The following is an 18,928-nucleotide window of genomic DNA, read 5'->3' as shown; positions in this document are numbered from 1 at the left end:
TCTTTCTCATGAGGCTGCCTCCCTTTCTCCTTGTGGCGCTCTGCGACCACGTCGGTTATGGTTTATCCGAAAACCTTTCTGGGAAGGTAGCCTCTTTTTTTATCCCTGTCAATCCCCATCGGGTATACCATAGTATCTTAGTAAGGGGGATGTCACCGGAGGTGACAGGGGGATCAGCTTTGGATACCTCAAAGCTTTGCTGCGAGGAATTTCATCTGCCTGTTTGATTCAAGGAGGTTACCTATGTGGGGATGTATGCACGGCTTTGGATGGGGAGGTTTGTTTATGGGCTTTTTCATGCTTGTCTTTTGGATTGTAATTATCGGGGCGGCCTATGTAATTATCAGGAATATCTCCCATAAGGGCGGAGGTATTATTTCCTCGGAAACTCCGCTCGACATCCTGAAAAAACGATATGCCCGTGGAGAGATTTCAAAGGAAGAATTCGAACAGATGAAGCGCGACCTGATGAGCTGAGTTCCGGGAGATAATCATCCCGGCGTTTTACTTCTTTTTCTTTCCGGTAAGCTCCAGGCAGAGGGCATTTTCGTCGGTGAGTATATAGTCGACCCCCGCCTCTATGAGCATCAGGATTATCTTCTCGTTGTCGCCGCAGCAGTAGGTGACCTTGATCCCCATCTCGTGGAGCTTGTTCACCGAATTCCTGAGAAAATCGACTGCGGGAGGTTCCGGCTTCCAGTAAAAGAACTGGATGTATTCGACCCTCTGCGCCGCAAGCTGTTTTACGCTCAGGTTCGGAATATCGCTCGAATCGGCAAGGGATACTGCGGCTTCGGTCAGTTCCTTTTCGGCAGGGGCGCCCTTGCAGATCATGATACCGGGCACCGCTTTCCTGGCTGCAATCCACACTTCTTGCCGCTTTTCACTTATAGCCAGGAAACACTGTTTGAGCCTGCCCATGTCCCGGATGAGCCGTGCGGCGTCCGCGGCTGTTTCAGGCCCGCCGTTGATATGCACATTGCAGATAATGGAGGGCGGGATCGCCTCCAGGGCTTCACGCGGGATCGGAACCTTCGTTCCGGCGAACTTCTTGTCGAATTTGCTTCCCGCATCCAGCGCCCGAACCTCATCGAAAGTCATATCCAGAATCTTCCCCTTGCCGTTCGTGGTGCGGTCCACCGTGGCATCGTGCATGATGATCATCTTGCCGTCTTTGGTGGAATGCACATCGAATTCGATCTGCTGCACCCCCATTTTCACCGCCGCGATAAAAGCCGGAATCGTGTTCTCCGGAGCGGTACGGTGCTCCCCGCGGTGCGCGCAGACTCCCGTGGCCAGGAGAGGAGAGGCCGATACCGCAAAATACATCGCAAAAGTAAAGAGAGAGGCGTTTACTTTTTTCATGGAATTGAGGTCCTTTCTCGAAGTGGAGAGGTAAATAATGTATTGCGGTTATGTCGTTAAGTCAGCAACATATAGTAAATGAGAGAAATTGAGTGCTCCTGTATCTTTATAGATCCCCCCTGCCTTCGGCATCCCCCCCTATTAAGGGGGGAATTTAGGGAGAGGGTTCTGTCAAATCCTAATAAATGTTTACATAATAACAGGAACAATTTTCTTTTTCCCCCCTTAATAAGGGGGGCAGGGGGGATTAATCATTCGGATGATCACCCCTGGCTTACTTAGCAACATACCTGTTTAATGTATTGTTTGCTAACACTTCTTAAAAATGCATCTTAACAAATGTAAAGCAAATCAGTATAAAAAGCAACTTCTTCAAAAAAATTCAGGCCATCGCGGGAATGTAACTGATCACTTAAAAACCGTGGCATCATTAAAGTATTCTTCCCTGTTTTTCCCCCCATAATCTATCGCCTTGAAAACCATACTACCTCTGACTATATTGTATTTACAACCATATACTACTGGAGATTCAACGATTATGCAGACATATGATGTCGTGGTAATTGGAGGGGGACCGGCCGGATCGATGGCGGCGCTGACCGCGGCGGAAGGCGGACTGGCGACACTCATGGTGGAACGCGACCCGGTGATCGGCAGCCCGGTACGGTGCGCGGAGGGGGTTGACGAGAAAGGTCTCAGCGAGTTTTTCACACCCCGGCCCGAATGGGTTGCGGCAGAGATCGAATCGTACTGCCTTGTCGCGCCGGACGGCACGAAGGTAGAGATGGCCGCCGGGGGGGGTAAGGGGTATATTCTCGAACGCCTCGTCTTCGACCGGATGATCGCCCAGGAAGCCGCCGGGAAAGGCGCCAAGGTCTTGACCGCAGTGGAGGCGGTGGGAATGTCCGGCTATGACGGAGGTTTCCGGACGGTATCTCTTTCGAATTGTGATCGAAAGTGGGATGTACGGGCGCGGGTAGTGGTTGCCGCCGATGGAGTAGAATCCCGCGCCGCGCGCTGGGCGGGATTGGAAACAAGCGTAAACCCCCACGATATGGAGACCTGCGCCCAGGTTACCCTTGCCGGCATCGACTTCGAGCCGAACATGTTCAGAATGTATTTCACGAATGAGTTTGCACCCCGGGGATATGCATGGCTCTTTCCCAAGGGGAAGGGAACAGCGAATGTGGGTCTGGGCATTGCCGGGGATTTTGCCCTGGGGAAAAGGCCTTTTCAGTATCTCGATGCATTCCTGGCAAAGTACTTCCCTGCTGCGGCGGTGGTTTCACGGACTATAGGAGGCGTGCCCTGCACCGGCGGGATAAAAAAAATGATCGCCGATGGGGTGATGGTGTGCGGCGATGCGGCGCACATGGCCAATCCCATCACCGGCGGGGGCATCATCAACGGCATGATTGCCGGCCGTATTGCCGGGGAGACTGCTCTCGCTGCGCTGAAAATGGGGGATGCTGCGGAAGCCGCACTCAGGCCGTATGTAAAACGCTGCAATGAACGGTTTGGCGACATGAACCGTCGGTTTTACCGCCTGAAGGAAGGCATCCTGAATCTGCCTGACGAGCGGTTCAACTCCCTGGCTCACGAGCTGATAGAAATCCCCGTGGATAAGCGGACCCCGGTCCGCGTGCTCATGTCCGCCCTGGCCTCTCAGCCGCAGTTTTTGCTTTTATTGGCAAGAGTGGTGTTTTAAATTCAATCGTAAATTATCTGTTTTTGAAATAGATGCCGAATCAAGTTCGGCATGACATTATTCGAAGCCGGGTCACAGGTCACCCTGAACTTGTTTCAGGGTCTATTATCGAAACGGGTCAAATTCTTTTCTTTGTAAAGAAAGGATACTTCAAACATGCAGATTTCCGCCATAAACACCTGGTTCAGCAAGGAAGCGCACCGTAATCTCATCTTCATCGAGGTGGTCACAGACGAGGGTCTCACCGGCATCGGGGAAGCATATTCGGTCGGACCGGATGAAGCGGTCGCCGCCACGGTAAAACATTTCGAGTCATGGCTGATCGGGAAAGACCCCCGCGAGAGCGAGCGGCTCTGGCAGATGATGTACAATTTCAGCCGTTTCCCCGGGGGACTGATTCTGATGTCGGCGCTCTCCGGAATCGATATTGCCCTCTGGGATATCAAGGGGAAAGCCGCCGGACTGCCGGTCTGGGCGCTTCTCGGCGGAAAATGCCGGGACAGGATACGAACCTACGGCCACGCTTCCGGAAATTCACCCAAAGAAATCGCCGAGCATGGGAAAAAGATAGTGGAAAAGTACGGATATACTGCGGTGAAATGCTTTCCCCTGTTCTGCGGGGAATCCATCCCTCCCTGGAACAGCATGGTCCGCGAAGGTGAAAAACGGATGCGCGCGATCCGTGAAATCCTGGGGCCGGACATAGACATTGCAGTGGACTTCCACGCTGCGATCCCTACTCTGTACCAGGCTATCGAGGCGGCGAATGTCCTGGAACCGTATCGCCCGATGTTTCTGGAAGAGCCCACGCGGCCCGAGAATATGGACGCCCTCGCCCAGGTAGCCCGCAGCACCTCCATTCCGGTCGCCACCGGCGAAATGCTCTATACGAAATGGGAGTTCCGGGAGCTTCTGAACCGTGAGGCCGCCTCCATCATCCAGCCGGACATCTGCATCGCCGGCGGGATAACCGAGATGAAGAAAATCGCCGCCGTGGCCGAATCGTACTATGTCCCCCTGGCGCCGCACAATCCTATGGGGCCTGTAGCGACTGCGGCCAGTGTGCATCTCTCCGCGGCCATCCCCAATTTCCTCATTCTCGAATACCTGCCCGACGACAGTGCTGAACGGCTCGATGTGGTGGACAGGCCGGTGGAGTTCAAGGACGGCTGGCTTGAAATCCCCGACAGGCCCGGGCTGGGCATCGAGTTGAACAAGGACGGCCTGGCCAAGCACCCGCCGAAAGAATGGCACCGCCCTTTCCGGTATAACCAAGATGGGCTGCCGGGGATTATATGAGCGCAGCACGGTCCCAGCTTCCAAAAAGATGAAGGATGATGATTTGGCAAAAAGTATTAAACAGCTCTCAGAATTGACGAAAACCTCACCCGGCCTTTGGCCACCCTCTCCTAATTAGGAGAGGGTAAAAACTTAGCCAGCAATGAGTTACCCCCTCTCCTGACTAGGAGAGGGGGACAGGGGGTGAGGTTTAATAACCAGAAAAGAATGTACAACTGACTTTTTGCAGGATCATTAAAGATGGAGGTCGAGGAATGAAAGATTATCATATCAATGTATTTTACAGCGAGGAAGACAAGGGGTATATTGCTGATATACCTGATTTAAAGAATTGTTCAGCTTTCGGCGTAACCCAGGAAGAGGCAGTTCATGAGGTTTTGAAAGCTAAAGAAGCATGGCTGGAAGCAGCCCGGGCCGGAGGAAAACCGATACCGGCGCCCAATTACCGTCCACTGATTTATAAAATTGCCTGATCTCATATGGCGCACCATACTCACCCATCAGGATACCAGGGGGTCAGATGAAATCCCGGTATCTGGATACGCTCATCGCGCGAAAGACTTAACGATATAATGCCAAATCGTCATCAATGTTAAAGAATACCATTGTTAAGGCAGCCCCCTATCCCTCGGTCCCTTTCCCCCGAAGGGGGCAAGGGAAGTCGTTTTTAAACATTCGATTCCTGCCCCCTTTTGGGGAAGGATGTCCAAAGGACAGGAAGGGGGCTGAATTTGAATGATTGAAAGAGAATTGGTATAAAAAAACTCTCTTGTCATACAACCCTGAAAAAACCGCTCAGCGCCATCCTTTGCGGTAGTCCGCTGCGGGCAGCGAACCTAAATTCACGGTGTTGTTGCCCTCGTATATCTCAGGAACAGCACGGTCGGGATCGAGGACCAGGTTCCATCCCTTTTCGGGCGCGCGCGGGAGATCGATTCTGAAATTCATCGTGCGGGGAACCATGTCGAGCGGTGCGTCGAGACGACCGAGAGATTTTTTCGCGATAACCGCTCCCGTTCCATCCACAACGGCGAGGATTACATCGTTCACAGCGGATGACCCGATGTTGTGGACAGTTCCCCGTATCGAGGTTTCCTCGACCGATACTTCCCGTGTGGCGATCGCCAGGTCCGCCCGCGTGAAGATCGGCTCCAGCTTTTCGACCTGTTCAACCCGAATGACCGTCACCGCCTTCGGCTTGATAGTCAGGGGGATATCGTCGGCCTTCGCCAGTTCCAGTATTTCCGTGCGTTCGGAAGCCTCCATCACTTTGTCGCCATTGACGTCGGGCCCTACGGTCAGCCGGTATCGGCCGTGTTCGAGGTTCCATACGCGCATGCTTCCCTTCAACGGGACATCCGCATAGCTGTAAACGAGAACAGTGAACCTGTCTTCCCTGTTGTCTGTTACAAGGGCGGCGTAGTCGGTGCCGAAGCCGGACCAGCTCACCGCGAGCGTCGGGTTGAATTTGTTGCGATAGCAGAAGCCGCCAAGGTAACTCTTCGAGGCATTGATCGATATATTTGTGAATACACGGTCATCAAACTGTTCGGCAGATGTGTACATGTCGGGCCAGCGGATAGCGTCGTAGAGATTCGTGATCACCGCTGATGAGCTTTTGGGATTCCCGATGATCATCTCTATGAGCCGTGACGGGGCACCGGTGCGGAAAATGGCAAGACCGGGGTTCCTCTCCGCCAGCCTGTCCACCGTAGCGGCAGGAAGCGATTTCAGAAGGCCGAGAGAATAAGCGTCGCCGAGAAAATCTCCGGCCGGTCCGGGCGATTCACCGCGACGGTAGTAATACATGAACGGTTCAAGGTACTTCTCCTGGCCGGTGAGACCATAGAGCCACGAAAATCCGCACGCCTGTGTCCGGTACCCGCCGTCTAAAGGACTGTCTTTCGATGATGCCAGCACTTTGCCGGTGGCGACCTCAATGTCGGTTGCCCATTGCCCCGGCTTCAGGAAACGGAGCCAGGAATCCGCCCACTCCCGGACGGTTTTGAGCGCAAGAGGATTCCGGTTGTAGTCGGCGAACTGAAGGGTCGTATGCCACATGAGCGTCGTGGCAGCACCGTCAACAGTCGGTTCGTGGGGCGAGGTCAGGTCATCGTGACCCATGTTCCGCCGGTCCCGGAAATGACGGCGTCCGTCACTGGTTACGACAGTCAACTTTTCCATGTTGCGCGCGGAGACCATGCACCGTTCGAGATAGATCGGATCGCCATAGAACCACCGCGCCATGATGGCTGTGTGATTGATGCCCTCTTCATAGGCGTGGAGCGTATCGCACATGAGGAGGTTGATGCCGTCCCGGACGTGTTTTTTATCCACCAGCTCCGCGAGACGTGCCCCGCCGTCAAGGACCTGCCCGCCTATTCCACCTCTCTCCAGGAAGGGAAGGTCTGCGAACTGCTGGTACATGTCGGTGTCGTCGCCTACCTTCCCGCCGAACTCGCCGGTCGGTACCGAGCGGTGGTCGAACCACCATTGCGCGATCCGCCGCGTCTCAAGCCATGCCTGACGCGGGTACCATGCCCACGCCGGTACTTCCGACGGCGGCGCGGGCGGAGCTCCGGTATCGGAAAGGCTTTCGAGATGCCTGACGAAAACCCATTCGCGGTACTGCCTGACCATGCCGTCATCGGGGGCGAGCGTGTGGCACCGGTCGATCGTCATGAACAGTTCCGGGCAGAGCGCCGCGTAGATGTTCATCGAGAAGTACTCGTCGCGTGCCTGTTTTTGATAGCTGCCCCATGGCCTGCACTCCGACAGGAGGGCGAACAGGGTCTTCAACAGAAATTTGCGATGCTCGACCGCCTCGGGCAGGGCTTTCTCCCGCGGAACGTGCCTGAAGCCGAATTCCGGTGCGCCCCCGTCGGGTCCAGAAACGCGGCAGTTCTTGTCGAAGGTGAGCGTCACCCACATCTGTGTGCCGGGAAGCAGCACCTGGTCGGGAGAATCGAGCGCGAGACGGTAAGTCCCAGCCTTTGCACCGTCGAACCTGAACCAGAGGAGATCGAGCGCCGGATCGAGGGGGTCGTGGACCACCGCGGTGCACGTGAAACCGTTGCTCACACCGGAGACGTCCATCGAGAGTGTCACCGCTTCGAGGCCCGCATCGGCGCTGAACGGTGGTGTCACGAAGTGAACCGCGCGACCACCGGTGAAATCGACCGGTGTCCCAGCCGAATCCGTTCGCTCGAGGGAAACGACCGTACTGGCTCCCCCGTCATTGAGGCTGTCGATCGCCCGTTTCACGCTCTCGGGGGCGAACTTTGTGTCGGGCTCCGTCAGGACGGGGTTTCCTGTGGTGGGCGCCCACCGTTCCGTACCTACCTGCTTACTGCTGGATTCCACCATGAAAAAGGCGAGATCTGCAATCGTCCCGTCCTTTACTTTGAAGAAATCAACGGCACAGGTCCGCACGGGTTTATTTAAATGGATGGTTTCAACATCATCCTTACCGGTAAAGGTACAGACCGGTTGCACCGTCGATGGTTCGATGAGCGAGTTGGCGGCGGCATACATGTGGGTCGATGCTCCGCCGCGGATGACGACTGTGTTGAAGCGCGAATCCTTCTTCAGTGCGATATGGAGACCGTCGTTATCGTTGAAGTCGTAATCGACCCCTGAACTGGCGTCGAACCCCTCGCTCAGGGAATCGGGATACTCGCTGAAGTATCCCCGGAAGTCATAGCTCTTCAGAGTGCCGTCTACCGTTGTTCCGCGGAATCCCCGGACAACACGGGAGTCTGTTACGATCATTTTTTTAACCGTTACAACCTTGCTCTTGTCAGGCATCAACGAGACACCGGCGGAAACCTCTTTCGAGGCTCCACACATGAGGATAAATACCGCCAAGGAGGCACCTGCGACCATGCCGACCCTATCGATGAGTGGGCGTCTCCCATTGTCCGTTTCCATAAATTCTCCTGTGTTTAATATGTATATGGCATCACGTGCTGCATGCGGGAGGTTTTTTTTCCGCCGACCGGAACTCGGCGCCACGGTGACGGACAATTTCTCCCACGCTCATATAGATCACATCCTCGGCGATATTGGTTGTATGATCGGCGATGCGCTCCAGGTTTCGTGAAACACCGATGAGATTGGTGAAGTACTGGATGCGTTCGGGATTCTCATGAACCGCCTTTTCAAACTTGGTGAACAGGTTGGCGTGGATCAAATCCACCTCGTCATCGGCGGCGCACACCTCACGGGCGAGCGCGTCGTCGAGATTCACCAGGGCGTCGAGACTATTCCTCAACATGCGCTGAGTTTTATCGGCCATGATGGTGAGGTCTTCGATAATCTCGTTTTTTTCACGGGTATCCAGGCAGGTTGCACGCTCCGCGATATTCACCGCAAGGTCGCCCAGCCGCTCCAGGTCGTTGTTGATTTTCAGCACGGCAATGATGAAACGGAGATCGATTGCCACAGGCTGATAGAGCGCCAGGATTTTCAGGCATTCTTCCTCGAGATCGACTTCCATGTGATCTATCTCGATATCACCCATGATGACCTTACGGGCCAGGGCGGCGTCGCTTTCCTCAACAGATTTAACTGCCATGCGCACCCTCTCCTCCACCACTGCGCCCAGCTCAAGGATATGTTTCTTGAGCTTGTCTATCTCACGCTGTAAAAGACGAATCATGAGTTCCTCCCTTAGATCCTGAAACGAGTTCAGGATGACACGTGTCATGCCGAACTTGTTTCGGCATCTTTATATATGATCATCACTCTTATCTAAAGACATACTCGGATTTTTATTATTTATCCGAATCTTCCGGTGATATAATCTTCCGTCTGCTTCTTTCTGGGATTGGTGAATATCTGCCTTGTTTCTCCGAATTCTATAATGTACCCTTCATAGAAAAATGCGGTGAAATCGGAAATACGGGCCGCCTGCTGCATGTTATGCGTCACAATGACAATGGTATACCGTTCTTTCAAAACGGCGATAAGCTCCTCTATTTTAGCGGTGGCCACCGGGTCGATGGCCGAGGTAGGCTCGTCCATGAGGAGAACCTCGGGCTCCACTGCAATTGCCCGGGCGATACAGAGACGCTGCTGCTGGCCTCCTGAAAGGGCTATTCCCGGTTTGTCCAGCTTGTCTTTGACTTCTTCCCAGAGCGCGGCGTTAACCAGGGCTTTTTTCACCCGCTCCACCATCCCGCTTTTGGAAAGATTATAGTGCAGCCTCAATCCATACGCCACATTATCGTATATACTCATGGGGAAGGGAGTCGGTTTCTGAAAAATCATGCCCACTTTTCTCCTCAGTTCGATAATATCCACTTCAGGGGAGAGTATGTTCCGGCCGTCCAGGAGGACTTCGCCGGTCGCTCTCTGGTCGCGGTAGAGCTCGTAGATGCGGTTGTATACCCGGATGTGAGTGGATTTCCCGCACCCGGAAGGGCCGATTATGGCGGTTACCTTCGAGGTGGCAACATTCAGATTGTTGTCGTAAAGGGCCTGGTGCACCCCATAGTGAAAAGAAAGATTCCTGGTAGAAATTTTGTAGTTCAGGGAAGCGGCCTGGCCTGGATCAGCCCCGGAATCAGGCATTTCAGAACGCCGCTGTACAATCTGTTCCTTCTTCTCGTCACGGGCAAAGTTCATCTCTTTGCCTCCTTCACAAGAATACGAGCCACAATTGTCAAAATCAATACCCCTGTCATGATGAGAAGCGAAGCCCCCCAGGCTTTCTCCTGCCAGTCGGCATAGGGCGACATTGCATAATTGTAAATGGTTATCGTCAGATTGGCGGTCGGTTCGTTCAGGCTCCTGGGCCAGTACTGGCTGCTCATGGAGGTAAACAAAAGGGGCGCTGTTTCCCCGCTGACCCGTGCCACAGCCAGGAGAACCCCGGTGATCAGTCCCGTTTTCGCAGCCCGGAAAACGATACCAAGGGTGGTGCGCCACCTTGGGGCGCCCAGAGCCAGAGCGGACTCCCGCAAGGCATTGGGGACGAGGTTCAGCATATCCTCGGTGGTACGGGACGCCACAGGCATCATGATGATGGCCAGGGCGACCGCTCCCGCATACCCCGAAAAATGTCCGAACGGCAGAACGAGGATCGTATAGACAAACAATCCCACAATGATGGATGGCACCCCCATCATCACATTGATCGAAAAACGCACCAGCGAACCCAAACGGGTGTATCTTCCGAATTCTGAAAGGTAAACTCCGGCAAAAAGTCCGGTCGGGACCCCCAGGGCAGCAGCCAGGATGGTAATCAGAAATGTTCCTAAAATCGCATTGGCCACTCCTCCCGCCACTCCGGCGGGAGAAGTCAACTGGGTGAAGAAGGATACATGCAGCGCGCCAGCGCCTTTCCGTACAACTTCAAACAGAATCCAGGCCAGGAATATGATGCCGATCAGTGAGGCCAGGCCGGAAACGATTTTCATAAAAAGGTCAAGTATTTTACGGTTGCGGGAAGTTTTCATGGTCATAAACCGCCTCCCATGCTCCGGCGGATGCGTTTCAGCCAGTAATGCGCGATAATCTGGATGATGAAAGTGATAAGGTAGAGCGCCAGGCCCAGCGCTACAAGAGCACTCAGATAGATGGGATCGTCTGCTTCTGTGAATTCATTAGCCAGGGTGGAGGCGATGGTATTTCCTGCCTCGAAGAGGGAAGGGGAGATCGAATGGCTGTTGCCGATCACAAAAGTCACCGCCATGGTTTCCCCGATGGCGCGCCCCAGGCCGAGAAAAGTAGCGCCCAAAAGTCCCTGGATCCCGTAACTGACGGTTACCTTGCGGGTGACCTCCCAGGTAGTCGAACCCATCCCGTATGCGGCTTCTTTCACCACCGAAGGAACCATCCTGAATACATCGCGCATGACCGCGCAGATGAAAGGAAGCACCATAAGGGCGAGAATGATCCCCGCGGATAACATTCCTATGCCCATGGGAGGCCCCCGGAAAAGAGGGATGAATCCAAAATGCTCCTGCAGGGGAATCTGGATGTGTTTCTCCATGAAAGGGGCAAACACGAACAGCCCCCACATCCCATAGATGATGCTGGGAATGGCGGCCAGAAGCTCGATGGCGTTTCCCACCAGGCGGCTGATCAGAGGCGGGGCCAGCTCCACGAGAAAGAGAGCGATGACCAGACTCAGCGGCACTGCCAGAACCATCGCTATGACAGTCGAAACCAGGGTACCGTACATGCTGCTTGCCGCTCCGAATTTTCCGCTGACCGGATTCCATTCCTGGGAAATCAGAAAGGGAAAACCGAATTTTTTAATGGCGGGGAGAGAGTTTTCCGTGAGCTGGAGAAGAATGCCGATCATGATTGCGAAAATCAACAGTGCAAAGAATGCGGCGGTTCCCTTGAACAAATAATCCAGGGTTCGGTTATACCGATGTGCTTTGTTTAATTCCATGGATTAATCTCTTCACAAACCTCACCCGGCCTTCGGCCACCCTCTCCTAATTAGGAGAGGGTAAAAACAAGGCAGATAATGAGTTACCCCCTCTCCTGACTAGGAGAGGGGGACAGGGGGTGAGGTTTAACATTTGCCGGACCATCTATTTTGAAAAGAAACAAAATATGGTCATCTTTATTTCCAAACCTGCTGGCCGACGGACCGGATCTCTTTCGCCCACTGTTCCTCCACCAGATTGAAGAGCGCCGGAGGCAGGGGAACATAGTTAAGCTTACGGGCTTCGCTCTCGCCATGCCTGAAACACCAGTCGAAGAAGCCGAGCAGGGCTTTCGCTGGCGCAGCGTTCTTCTGCTCTTTGTACAGGAGAATGAAAGAAGCGCCCGTGATCGGCCAACTGTCTTTCCCTGACTGGTTGGTGAGCACCATATAAAATCCGGGGGCGTTCTTCCAGTCCGCGTTAGCAGCGGCCGCCTGGAAACTTTCAATGGCAGGCGCTGCGAAATCACCGGCGCTGTTCAAAAGAAGGGTGTGATTCATCTTGTTCACCAGCGCATAGGCGTATTCGACATACCCTATAGAGCCGACGATCCGCTGAACATACGCGGCGACTCCTTCATTTCCCTTTCCCGCAACCCCGACCGGCCAGGAAACCGCCTTATCGGTCCCCACTTTGCTCTTCCACTCCGGGGACACCTTGTCGAGATAATTCGTGAATATCCAGGTTGTTCCGGAACCGTCCGCACGGTGGACTACAGCAATGGCCCGGTTTGGAAGAGCGAGACCGGGATTTATTGCACGGATGGAAGGGTCATTCCACATCTTTATCCTGCCTAGATAGATTCCGGACAGTGTTTCGGGAGAGAGTTTCAACTGCCCCGGTTTGATCCCCGGAAGATTGACTACGGGAACCACCCCGCCGATAACCATGGGAAACTGTATGAGTCCTGACTTATCCAGCTCTTCTTTGGTAAGCGGGGCGTCCGATGCTCCGAAATCCACTGTCCTGGCCTTGATCTGCTGGATACCGCCGCCGGAGCCGATGGACTGGTAGTTGATCTCCAGGCGGGTAATCTGATTGTATCGGAATGCCCACTGCGAATACAAGGGATAAGGGAACGTTGCTCCGGCACCGTTGAGTTTCTGGGCGCAGGCATCAGGCGTCTGCGGGGAAAAAAAGACAAAGCACGAAAGAACAAAGAGCAAGACAAAGGATTTTATGGAAGAAATGTTCATTTTAAGTCTCCTGAACTGATATATCAAAAAAAAGGGAGGTCGATATTGTTGATTGTATAGATTGATAACAAATGGAGTTCAGCGGCGGCCATCCGCTGCAGCGATTTGTTAGCAGTAAACGATTTTTCTATCAGACAACCCACCACTCTTAGATAGATTCGTAAAGGCCCATATTAGCGAATCAATCACCTTTATGTCCGTAAAATGCTTTGGCCTGTAACGCTGTCTGAACGCCTGTATTGACCGAGAGAGTAGTCCTTCTATCAACACGCGGTGATACTCATCAATGAGAAAGTCATGAAAGTACACATATCCATTTACTCTTTGCTGTAACGAAAGCTTCCGGTCAGGCTCTGTAAAGAAGTAAAAATCGCGAATTCTGCTGTCATATATTGGAGTCTGTCTGTCTACCATGTGGCAGAGTTTTGAGCAGAATGAGAACTGCAGAGACTTTCGCCCGTTCTTATGAGTTGGGGTGTTGTACAGTTCCTTAAGGAGCGCACCTATCTGAGGCATACCGCCCCTCAAACCGGCTTGAAGCTGGCCAAAGTAAACCCCACAGAAATCCTCGGATAGAAGAGCTGCGTAGAGTCCCCAGTAATTCTTGTAAGCAGCTCGGTAACTTGGAGTTTGAAGCCGGTCAATGTTCTGGATCAAATAGTCATAATACGGGACATGATCCTTTTCTATCGACTGCAGGATCTGGTCAATATTGGTGTTGATCAAGTGATACATTCTTCTTTACCCTTCTGCCAACATAAGCTTCTATTGTTAGAGAAATGTTAGAAATTGAAAAGAATCGGGGAAACAAAGAAAAAAGTATGAACCATGATTATAAGGGTTCAAGGATTGTCATGTTGAATCATTCAAAAAATCAAGGTAATCCCTAAATCATGCGAATCAAGGTTCAGACAAGTTCAGGGTGACACTGGTCATGCCGAACTTGTTTCGGCATCTTTTTTTACATGAATGAGATCGTATATTTAATCACCGGATTAATATTCAATCCTGCGCGCCTCATCAATCATGGCAATCAAATTTTCCAAAGGCACATCGGCCTGAATGGTGATCCCGTTGCTGAAAATGTAGCCGCCTCCTCTGCCCAGCTCACGTTTCAGCTTTCTGACTTCATCCCGAACCTCTTCGGGTCTCCCTCGAGGAAGAAGGTCCTGGGTGCGGACGCCTCCGCAAAAAGAAATATCCCGGCCAAACTCCCTTTTCAGCGCGAAAACATCCATTACCTCGGATTGAATGGGATGCAATATATCACAGCCCAGGTCAACCAGGTCTCCGATTATTTCATGGATATTGCCATCCGAGTGGTGGAAAACTATCCGGCCGTGAGTCTTGGCAAAATCGTATATCTTTGCCAGGTGCGGCTTAATAAATCTTCTCCAGTCTGAAGGAGACATCAGCAGCGACTTTTGCATTCCATAATCGTCGCTTAAGGCTATACCGTCGAATGCGAACCTTTCAAAGAGAATTTTCATCGTTCCGATAGTATAATCTGCGATACCCTGGAGAAGCTCCTCAACGAACGCAGGATTAAGAACCAGGTCCATGAGAATATTTTCCATGCCGCGTATAAATGTTGCCCTCTCCCAGAGCCTTCCCGCCCAGATAATGGTAAAATGTTCCTTGTTTTGCTCACACCAATCCCCGATATCTTTGAAGCGGTGTTGGGCGCGATAGTCCGGAAAGGTATAAGAAGAAAGGTTCGCCTCGCTGAGACAAGGACCAATGGGTGCCCCCCGATCCAGTTTACTGGTAGCCCAAATCACGCCCCATTCATCTTTCGCACGGTCGCCAAAGACTTCGGGGTCCGCATACAGCGGTTTAATCGTTGTACAACTCCGCATTCTTATCGGAAACCTTAAAACGTCTTCCGCCGGACTCCCGTAATAGCTTTCCACCATCGCACGGGCGGGTGGGGTAAAATCAAAATAATAGGGAATTGCCGCCGGTTTCCGATGAGACAATACTGTCCTTATCCACTCTTTGTCAGTATGCATTTTTTTTTCAAATAACCTTTCGATATTGCTCCAGTGATTATACGAAATCTTCAGATTAGCCCGAATTATTCACAAAATTACGTAAGTATTATCTCAACTTATTTTTAAACAAATACTTATACATACTTTGTGGCTGTAGTTTTGCGGCTTACAGAGAGAAAATGCTTTCTTTAGAGTTACCCCTTGGTTAAAATAAAGGTAAGGATTGCGGCATAATCAACTGTTTTTTTTATACTTTGGAAAATCTGAGCGGGCATGCTATTTTCTTTTTTTGAATTTATGGATTTAATCCAATTGAAGGTGCAAACTGAGCGATGACTGACGTAATGAATGAACAAGGACTCGAACGTACTGCGCTGCCATCGCAAGACCGGCAGTATCTCCCGTATCTGATAGTACTGTTTTTCGGAAGCGGCTGTGCTGCGTTGATATATGAAATCGTCTGGTTCCAGATGCTTCAATTGGTTATCGGCTTGTCCGCGCTGTCGCTTGGGGTGCTCCTGGGAACCTACATGGGCGGCATGTTCCTTGGGAGCATTGCCCTGCCGCGCCTGATCTCTACGAAGGCGCACCCCCTTCGCGTGTACGCCCTGCTTGAGATGGGAATCGGAATTATCGGGATCGCGGTGCTTTTCGGCATGCCGTATATCGACCGGCTGTATATCGAATTCGTTGGCCGCGGGTTCGCATGGATACTGCTGCGCAGCGCGGTCTGCTCGGTGTGTTTGCTGCCCCCGACCCTTCTTATGGGAGCGACGCTTCCGACCATCGCCCGCTGGGTCGAGATGACTCCGCGTGGTGTATCGTGGCTTGGCTTTTTTTACGGCGGAAACATAGCAGGGGCGGTCTTTGGCTGTCTGCTGGCGGGTTTTTTCCTGCTCAGGGTGTTCGATATAGCGATCGCGACCTGTGTGGCTGTTTTCATCAATATAGCCGTGGCCTCGGCTGGTATCCTGCTTGCATCGCGGACGCAGTACAGGGCGCCTGTCTCAGCCCCATTGCAGGAACAACCTGTCGGTGTGCACGGGGTTAAACTGGTATATTTCGTAATTGCGCTCTCGGGACTCTGCGCTTTGGGCGCCGAGGTGGTCTGGACCCGTCTCTTGTCGCTTTTGTTGGGCGGTACGGTATATACATTTTCCATCATCCTGGCGGTGTTCCTGATAGGTCTGGGGATCGGCAGCAGCGCCGCGTCGTTTCTGATACGAAAGATAGACCGTCCGCGTATGGCCCTGGGCTGGTGCCAGTTGCTGCTTACCGCGGCAATAGCTTTCGTTGCATACGCCATCACCCACTCCCTGCCATATTGGCCGATCGACCCTCTACACTCGCCAAACCCCTGGCATACCTTCCTGTTTGACCTGCTGGGGTGTCTTGCGGCCATCCTGCCCGCCGCTGTACTCTGGGGGGCGAGTTTCCCGCTGGCGCTGGCATCGGTCCCTTCACGCGGAAAGGAGCCGGGGCGGCTGGTCGGTGAGATTTACGCCGCCAATACGTTCGGCGCGATCATCGGGGCTCTTGGATTCAGCATGCTGGTCATCCCCCATATGGGAACCCAGCAGGCCCAACGGCTGATGATTATACTGTCCGGTTTGGCGGCGCTTGGTATGTTCGCTCCGCTGCTTTGGCCGGCCGGCGCGCATATATCGTCCGTCCGGCTGTCCAGGATACCGGCGCCCCGTCTCGTCACAGCGCTCGCCGTGGCAGGGCTGACAATCGTTCTCGCCTGGAATATCCCGGAAACTCCCTGGGGGATAGCTGCTTACGGCCGCTATCTCTCGACCTGGACCCACCGGCTGGCCCCGGGAATCACCTGGGAAGAGGACATTCCGACTATTGACGGCAAACCGGATGTATATTGCACTTTTTTCGGAGAAGGTATGAGCGAATCGGTGGTGGTGACCAAGAGGAGAGATGGCGTGCGCAACTTCCACGCCGCAGGAAAGGTGCAGGCCTCGAGTCATGCGGATGACATGCGCCTGCAGCGCATGCTGGGGCATATTTCGGCGCTCACACATGATAACCCCCGATCCGTCCTGGTTGTAGCGTGCGGCGCCGGGGTCACCGCTGGAACGTTCGTCCTCTATCCGAGCATCGAACGCATCGTTATCTGCGAAATCGAAAAGCTGGTCCCGGCATTCGTGGCGCCGCAGTTCGAAAGGGAGAACTATGGTGTGGTGAATGATCCGCGCACCGAAGTAATTATTGACGATGGCCGTCATTTTGTACAGACGACCCGCGAAAAATTCGACATCATCACCTCCGACCCCGTTGATCCGTGGATCAAAGGCAGCGCCGCTCTCTACACGGAAGAGTACTTCGCAATGTGCCGTGAGCACCTCAATCCGGGCGGAGTGATGGCGATCTGGATTCCGTTCTATCAGTGTTCCCCGGAGGCCATAAAAAGCCTGATAGCCACTTTTTTCAGGGTATTCCCGGAGGGGATAATCTGGAGCAACGATACCTTTGAGGGGGGATACGACGCTGTCCTGTTTGGTAAGGCGGGGCCGATACAGATCGATGTGGATAAAGTGCAGCAGCGGCTGGACAGCCCGGAATTCCTTCCGGTAGTGCAGTCGCTCAAAGAAGTGGGATTTCAATCTGCTGTCAATCTGTTCAGCACATTCGCCGGGTACGCTCCCAAACTGGAGAAATGGGTGCAGGACGCACAGATTAACACCGACCGGAACCTGCGGCTTCAGTACCTTGCAGGGATGGGCGCGAACTATTTCATGAGCGGGGAGATATTCGATGAAATACTCTTGTATTACTCGTTTCCCTATGATATATTCAACGGCTCAGACCTGAGCATTCTTGAACTGGTGAATGCAGCCGATTTAAAATATTGAACATCATACATGATGACTTAAATAATTACTCAATATAATATGTTGTCATGTATAAACCGGGATATAAACTTCATTATGTTCGTCTAACCACTGGGTTGCTAGCTATAGAGCCAATTGCATAAGTCGAGATTGTTGGAAGCAGCCCCCTTCCTGTCCTTCGGACATCCTTCCCCCGAAGGGGGCAGGAAACTGCTGTGGAGCAACTACTTCCCTTGCCCCCTTCGGGGGAAAGGGATAGAGGGATAGGGGGCTGTAGTTAACAATTTGCCTTCTTTTTTACTTATAAAACGACTTCTGCAAATGCCTCTATAGATTAATATTTTCACCATCATAGTCATTGTGCGCGCCTGGACCAAAATATATTTACTGAAAGCGTACCTGCATACCGGGATTTCATACATTGAGGAGGTAAAATATGTTCGGATTCGGACCGATGGAAATTGTATTAGTTATTTTTGTTATTCTGCTTGTTTTCGGAGCGAAAAGAATACCGGAGATTGCTCATGGAATCGGCAAGGGAATATCGGAGTTCAAGAAAGCTTTGAGAGATGTACCCAATGAATCTGATACAGATCTCAATTCCAAAAATCCCCCGGTCAGGAATGAGCGAAAAGACCAGAGAATATCCGACAGACCGCGCGAGACCGCCGATCAAACTAATCCTGATGACAAAAAAGAGGGATAAGGAAAACAAAGCTCTTCATACCGCCACCCATAGCTTCAGTGTTACAATTTTTAAAGAAAGATTTTCTATCCCTTCATTATGAATATCCCGCAAGGCAGCTTCTCTTTCTTCCCGTTCCGGCGACTTTTAAAGGTGCTTGACTTTCCCTCCACTGTTTGGTACAATGTATCCCAACGAAACTGAAAAGCCACTAACCCTGTCACGGGAGAGAGCATGAAGGGAAAGATATCACGGCGTGAGTTCGTTAGCGGAGCGGCGGCGCTCGGCGCTGGCGCGGTCATGGCAGCGGGCGGAGCAGCCCAGGAGAAAAAGATCGACATCTCGTTCAAGAAGGATTTCAAGGCGCCGGACAAATGCTTCATGGACCAG

Annotated in this window: 16 protein-coding genes; 7 read left to right on the top strand and 9 right to left on the bottom strand. The window is 52.6% G+C overall.

Annotation, left to right across the window (positions count from 1 at the left end):
* Together Q8O92_08130 and Q8O92_08125 are read left to right on the top strand one after the other, a co-directional pair.
* Positions 1-227: hypothetical protein (locus tag Q8O92_08130; protein ID MDP2983281.1), on the top strand; the 227-nt coding region annotated here is incomplete at its 5' end.
* A gap of 16 nt (positions 228-243) precedes the next feature.
* Positions 244-477 (top strand): SHOCT domain-containing protein, encoded by a 234-nt coding sequence (locus tag Q8O92_08125; protein MDP2983280.1) that lies wholly within the window; start codon positions 244-246, stop codon positions 475-477.
* 27 nt (positions 478-504) lie between these two features.
* Here the strand turns inward: Q8O92_08125 and Q8O92_08120 are convergent, their stop codons facing one another.
* Positions 505-1,365, bottom strand: a complete 861-nt coding sequence (locus Q8O92_08120; protein MDP2983279.1) for a glycerophosphodiester phosphodiesterase family protein — start codon at positions 1,363-1,365, stop codon at positions 505-507.
* Between the two features lie 538 nt (positions 1,366-1,903).
* Between Q8O92_08120 and Q8O92_08115 the strand changes: the two genes are divergently transcribed.
* The 3 genes from Q8O92_08115 (at position 1,904) to Q8O92_08105 (ending at position 4,845) form a co-directional block, all read left to right on the top strand.
* On the top strand, positions 1,904-3,073 hold the full coding sequence (locus tag Q8O92_08115) for an NAD(P)/FAD-dependent oxidoreductase (protein MDP2983278.1): 1,170 nt from the start codon (positions 1,904-1,906) through the stop codon (positions 3,071-3,073).
* 156 nt (positions 3,074-3,229) lie between these two features.
* The gene (gene dgoD, locus Q8O92_08110; GenBank protein MDP2983277.1) at positions 3,230-4,372 is read left to right on the top strand and encodes a galactonate dehydratase; all 1,143 of its coding nucleotides are present in this window, start codon (positions 3,230-3,232) and stop codon (positions 4,370-4,372) included.
* A gap of 254 nt (positions 4,373-4,626) precedes the next feature.
* On the top strand, positions 4,627-4,845 hold the full coding sequence (locus tag Q8O92_08105; protein ID MDP2983276.1) for a type II toxin-antitoxin system HicB family antitoxin: 219 nt from the start codon (positions 4,627-4,629) through the stop codon (positions 4,843-4,845).
* A gap of 322 nt (positions 4,846-5,167) precedes the next feature.
* On the opposite strand, the gene Q8O92_08100 is transcribed toward Q8O92_08105, so the two are convergent.
* From Q8O92_08100 to Q8O92_08065, 8 genes are all read right to left on the bottom strand, one after another.
* The gene (locus tag Q8O92_08100) at positions 5,168-8,302 is read right to left on the bottom strand and encodes a hypothetical protein (protein ID MDP2983275.1); all 3,135 of its coding nucleotides are present in this window, start codon (positions 8,300-8,302) and stop codon (positions 5,168-5,170) included.
* Between the two features lie 31 nt (positions 8,303-8,333).
* On the bottom strand, positions 8,334-9,032 hold the full coding sequence (gene phoU / locus Q8O92_08095) for a phosphate signaling complex protein PhoU (GenBank protein ID MDP2983274.1): 699 nt from the start codon (positions 9,030-9,032) through the stop codon (positions 8,334-8,336).
* Between the two features lie 119 nt (positions 9,033-9,151).
* A complete protein-coding gene (gene pstB, locus Q8O92_08090; protein MDP2983273.1) occupies positions 9,152-9,946 on the bottom strand; it encodes a phosphate ABC transporter ATP-binding protein PstB in 795 nt (264 codons plus the stop codon).
* A 50-nt stretch (positions 9,947-9,996) separates the two neighbouring features.
* A complete protein-coding gene (pstA, locus tag Q8O92_08085; protein ID MDP2983272.1) occupies positions 9,997-10,839 on the bottom strand; it encodes a phosphate ABC transporter permease PstA in 843 nt (280 codons plus the stop codon).
* Positions 10,836-11,777, bottom strand: a complete 942-nt coding sequence (pstC, locus tag Q8O92_08080) for a phosphate ABC transporter permease subunit PstC (protein ID MDP2983271.1) — start codon at positions 11,775-11,777, stop codon at positions 10,836-10,838. Before pstC ends, pstA begins: the two co-directional genes overlap by 4 nt.
* Before the next feature lie 177 nt (positions 11,778-11,954).
* Complete coding sequence (gene pstS, locus Q8O92_08075) at positions 11,955-13,013, bottom strand: phosphate ABC transporter substrate-binding protein PstS (protein MDP2983270.1); 1,059 nt, start codon at positions 13,011-13,013, stop codon at positions 11,955-11,957.
* Between the two features lie 108 nt (positions 13,014-13,121).
* Complete coding sequence (locus tag Q8O92_08070; GenBank protein ID MDP2983269.1) at positions 13,122-13,739, bottom strand: hypothetical protein; 618 nt, start codon at positions 13,737-13,739, stop codon at positions 13,122-13,124.
* 269 nt (positions 13,740-14,008) lie between these two features.
* Positions 14,009-15,025 carry a uroporphyrinogen decarboxylase family protein gene (locus tag Q8O92_08065; protein MDP2983268.1) on the bottom strand — a complete coding sequence of 339 codons (1,017 nt, stop codon included), beginning with the start codon at positions 15,023-15,025 and terminating at the stop codon, positions 14,009-14,011.
* Positions 15,026-15,339: 314 nt separating this feature from the next.
* Here Q8O92_08065 and Q8O92_08060 point away from each other — a divergent pair, with 314 nt between their 5' ends.
* Together Q8O92_08060 and Q8O92_08055 are read left to right on the top strand one after the other, a co-directional pair.
* Positions 15,340-17,874 carry an SAM-dependent methyltransferase gene (locus tag Q8O92_08060; GenBank protein ID MDP2983267.1) on the top strand — a complete coding sequence of 845 codons (2,535 nt, stop codon included), beginning with the start codon at positions 15,340-15,342 and terminating at the stop codon, positions 17,872-17,874.
* A 415-nt stretch (positions 17,875-18,289) separates the two neighbouring features.
* Positions 18,290-18,559 carry a twin-arginine translocase TatA/TatE family subunit gene (locus Q8O92_08055; GenBank protein MDP2983266.1) on the top strand — a complete coding sequence of 90 codons (270 nt, stop codon included), beginning with the start codon at positions 18,290-18,292 and terminating at the stop codon, positions 18,557-18,559.
* Positions 18,560-18,928 lie beyond the last annotated feature (369 nt).

The sequence above is a fragment of the Candidatus Latescibacter sp. genome (assembly GCA_030692375.1).
GTDB lineage: Bacteria > Latescibacterota > Latescibacteria > Latescibacterales > Latescibacteraceae > JAUYCD01.
This window is presented reverse-complemented; position numbering and strand designations above follow the sequence as displayed.

Bases quoted from the DNA above. Each gene is read 5' to 3' on its own strand.
- Q8O92_08120 (MDP2983279.1), bottom strand. From the start codon at position 1,365: ATGAAAAAAGTAAACGCCTCTCTCTTTACTTTTGCGATGTATTTTGCG.
- pstB (MDP2983273.1), bottom strand. From the start codon at position 9,946: ATGCCTGATTCCGGGGCTGATCCAGGCCAGGCCGCTTCCCTGAACTAC.
- Q8O92_08055 (MDP2983266.1), top strand. From the start codon at position 18,290: ATGTTCGGATTCGGACCGATGGAAATTGTATTAGTTATTTTTGTTATT.
- pstC (MDP2983271.1), bottom strand. From the start codon at position 11,777: ATGGAATTAAACAAAGCACATCGGTATAACCGAACCCTGGATTATTTG.
- Q8O92_08065 (MDP2983268.1), bottom strand. From the start codon at position 15,025: ATGCATACTGACAAAGAGTGGATAAGGACAGTATTGTCTCATCGGAAA.
- dgoD (MDP2983277.1), top strand. From the start codon at position 3,230: ATGCAGATTTCCGCCATAAACACCTGGTTCAGCAAGGAAGCGCACCGT.
- pstA (MDP2983272.1), bottom strand. From the start codon at position 10,839: ATGACCATGAAAACTTCCCGCAACCGTAAAATACTTGACCTTTTTATG.
- Q8O92_08105 (MDP2983276.1), top strand. From the start codon at position 4,627: ATGAAAGATTATCATATCAATGTATTTTACAGCGAGGAAGACAAGGGG.
- phoU (MDP2983274.1), bottom strand. From the start codon at position 9,032: ATGATTCGTCTTTTACAGCGTGAGATAGACAAGCTCAAGAAACATATC.
- Q8O92_08060 (MDP2983267.1), top strand. From the start codon at position 15,340: ATGACTGACGTAATGAATGAACAAGGACTCGAACGTACTGCGCTGCCA.
- Q8O92_08115 (MDP2983278.1), top strand. From the start codon at position 1,904: ATGCAGACATATGATGTCGTGGTAATTGGAGGGGGACCGGCCGGATCG.
- Q8O92_08100 (MDP2983275.1), bottom strand. From the start codon at position 8,302: ATGGAAACGGACAATGGGAGACGCCCACTCATCGATAGGGTCGGCATG.
- Q8O92_08125 (MDP2983280.1), top strand. From the start codon at position 244: ATGTGGGGATGTATGCACGGCTTTGGATGGGGAGGTTTGTTTATGGGC.
- pstS (MDP2983270.1), bottom strand. From the start codon at position 13,013: ATGAACATTTCTTCCATAAAATCCTTTGTCTTGCTCTTTGTTCTTTCG.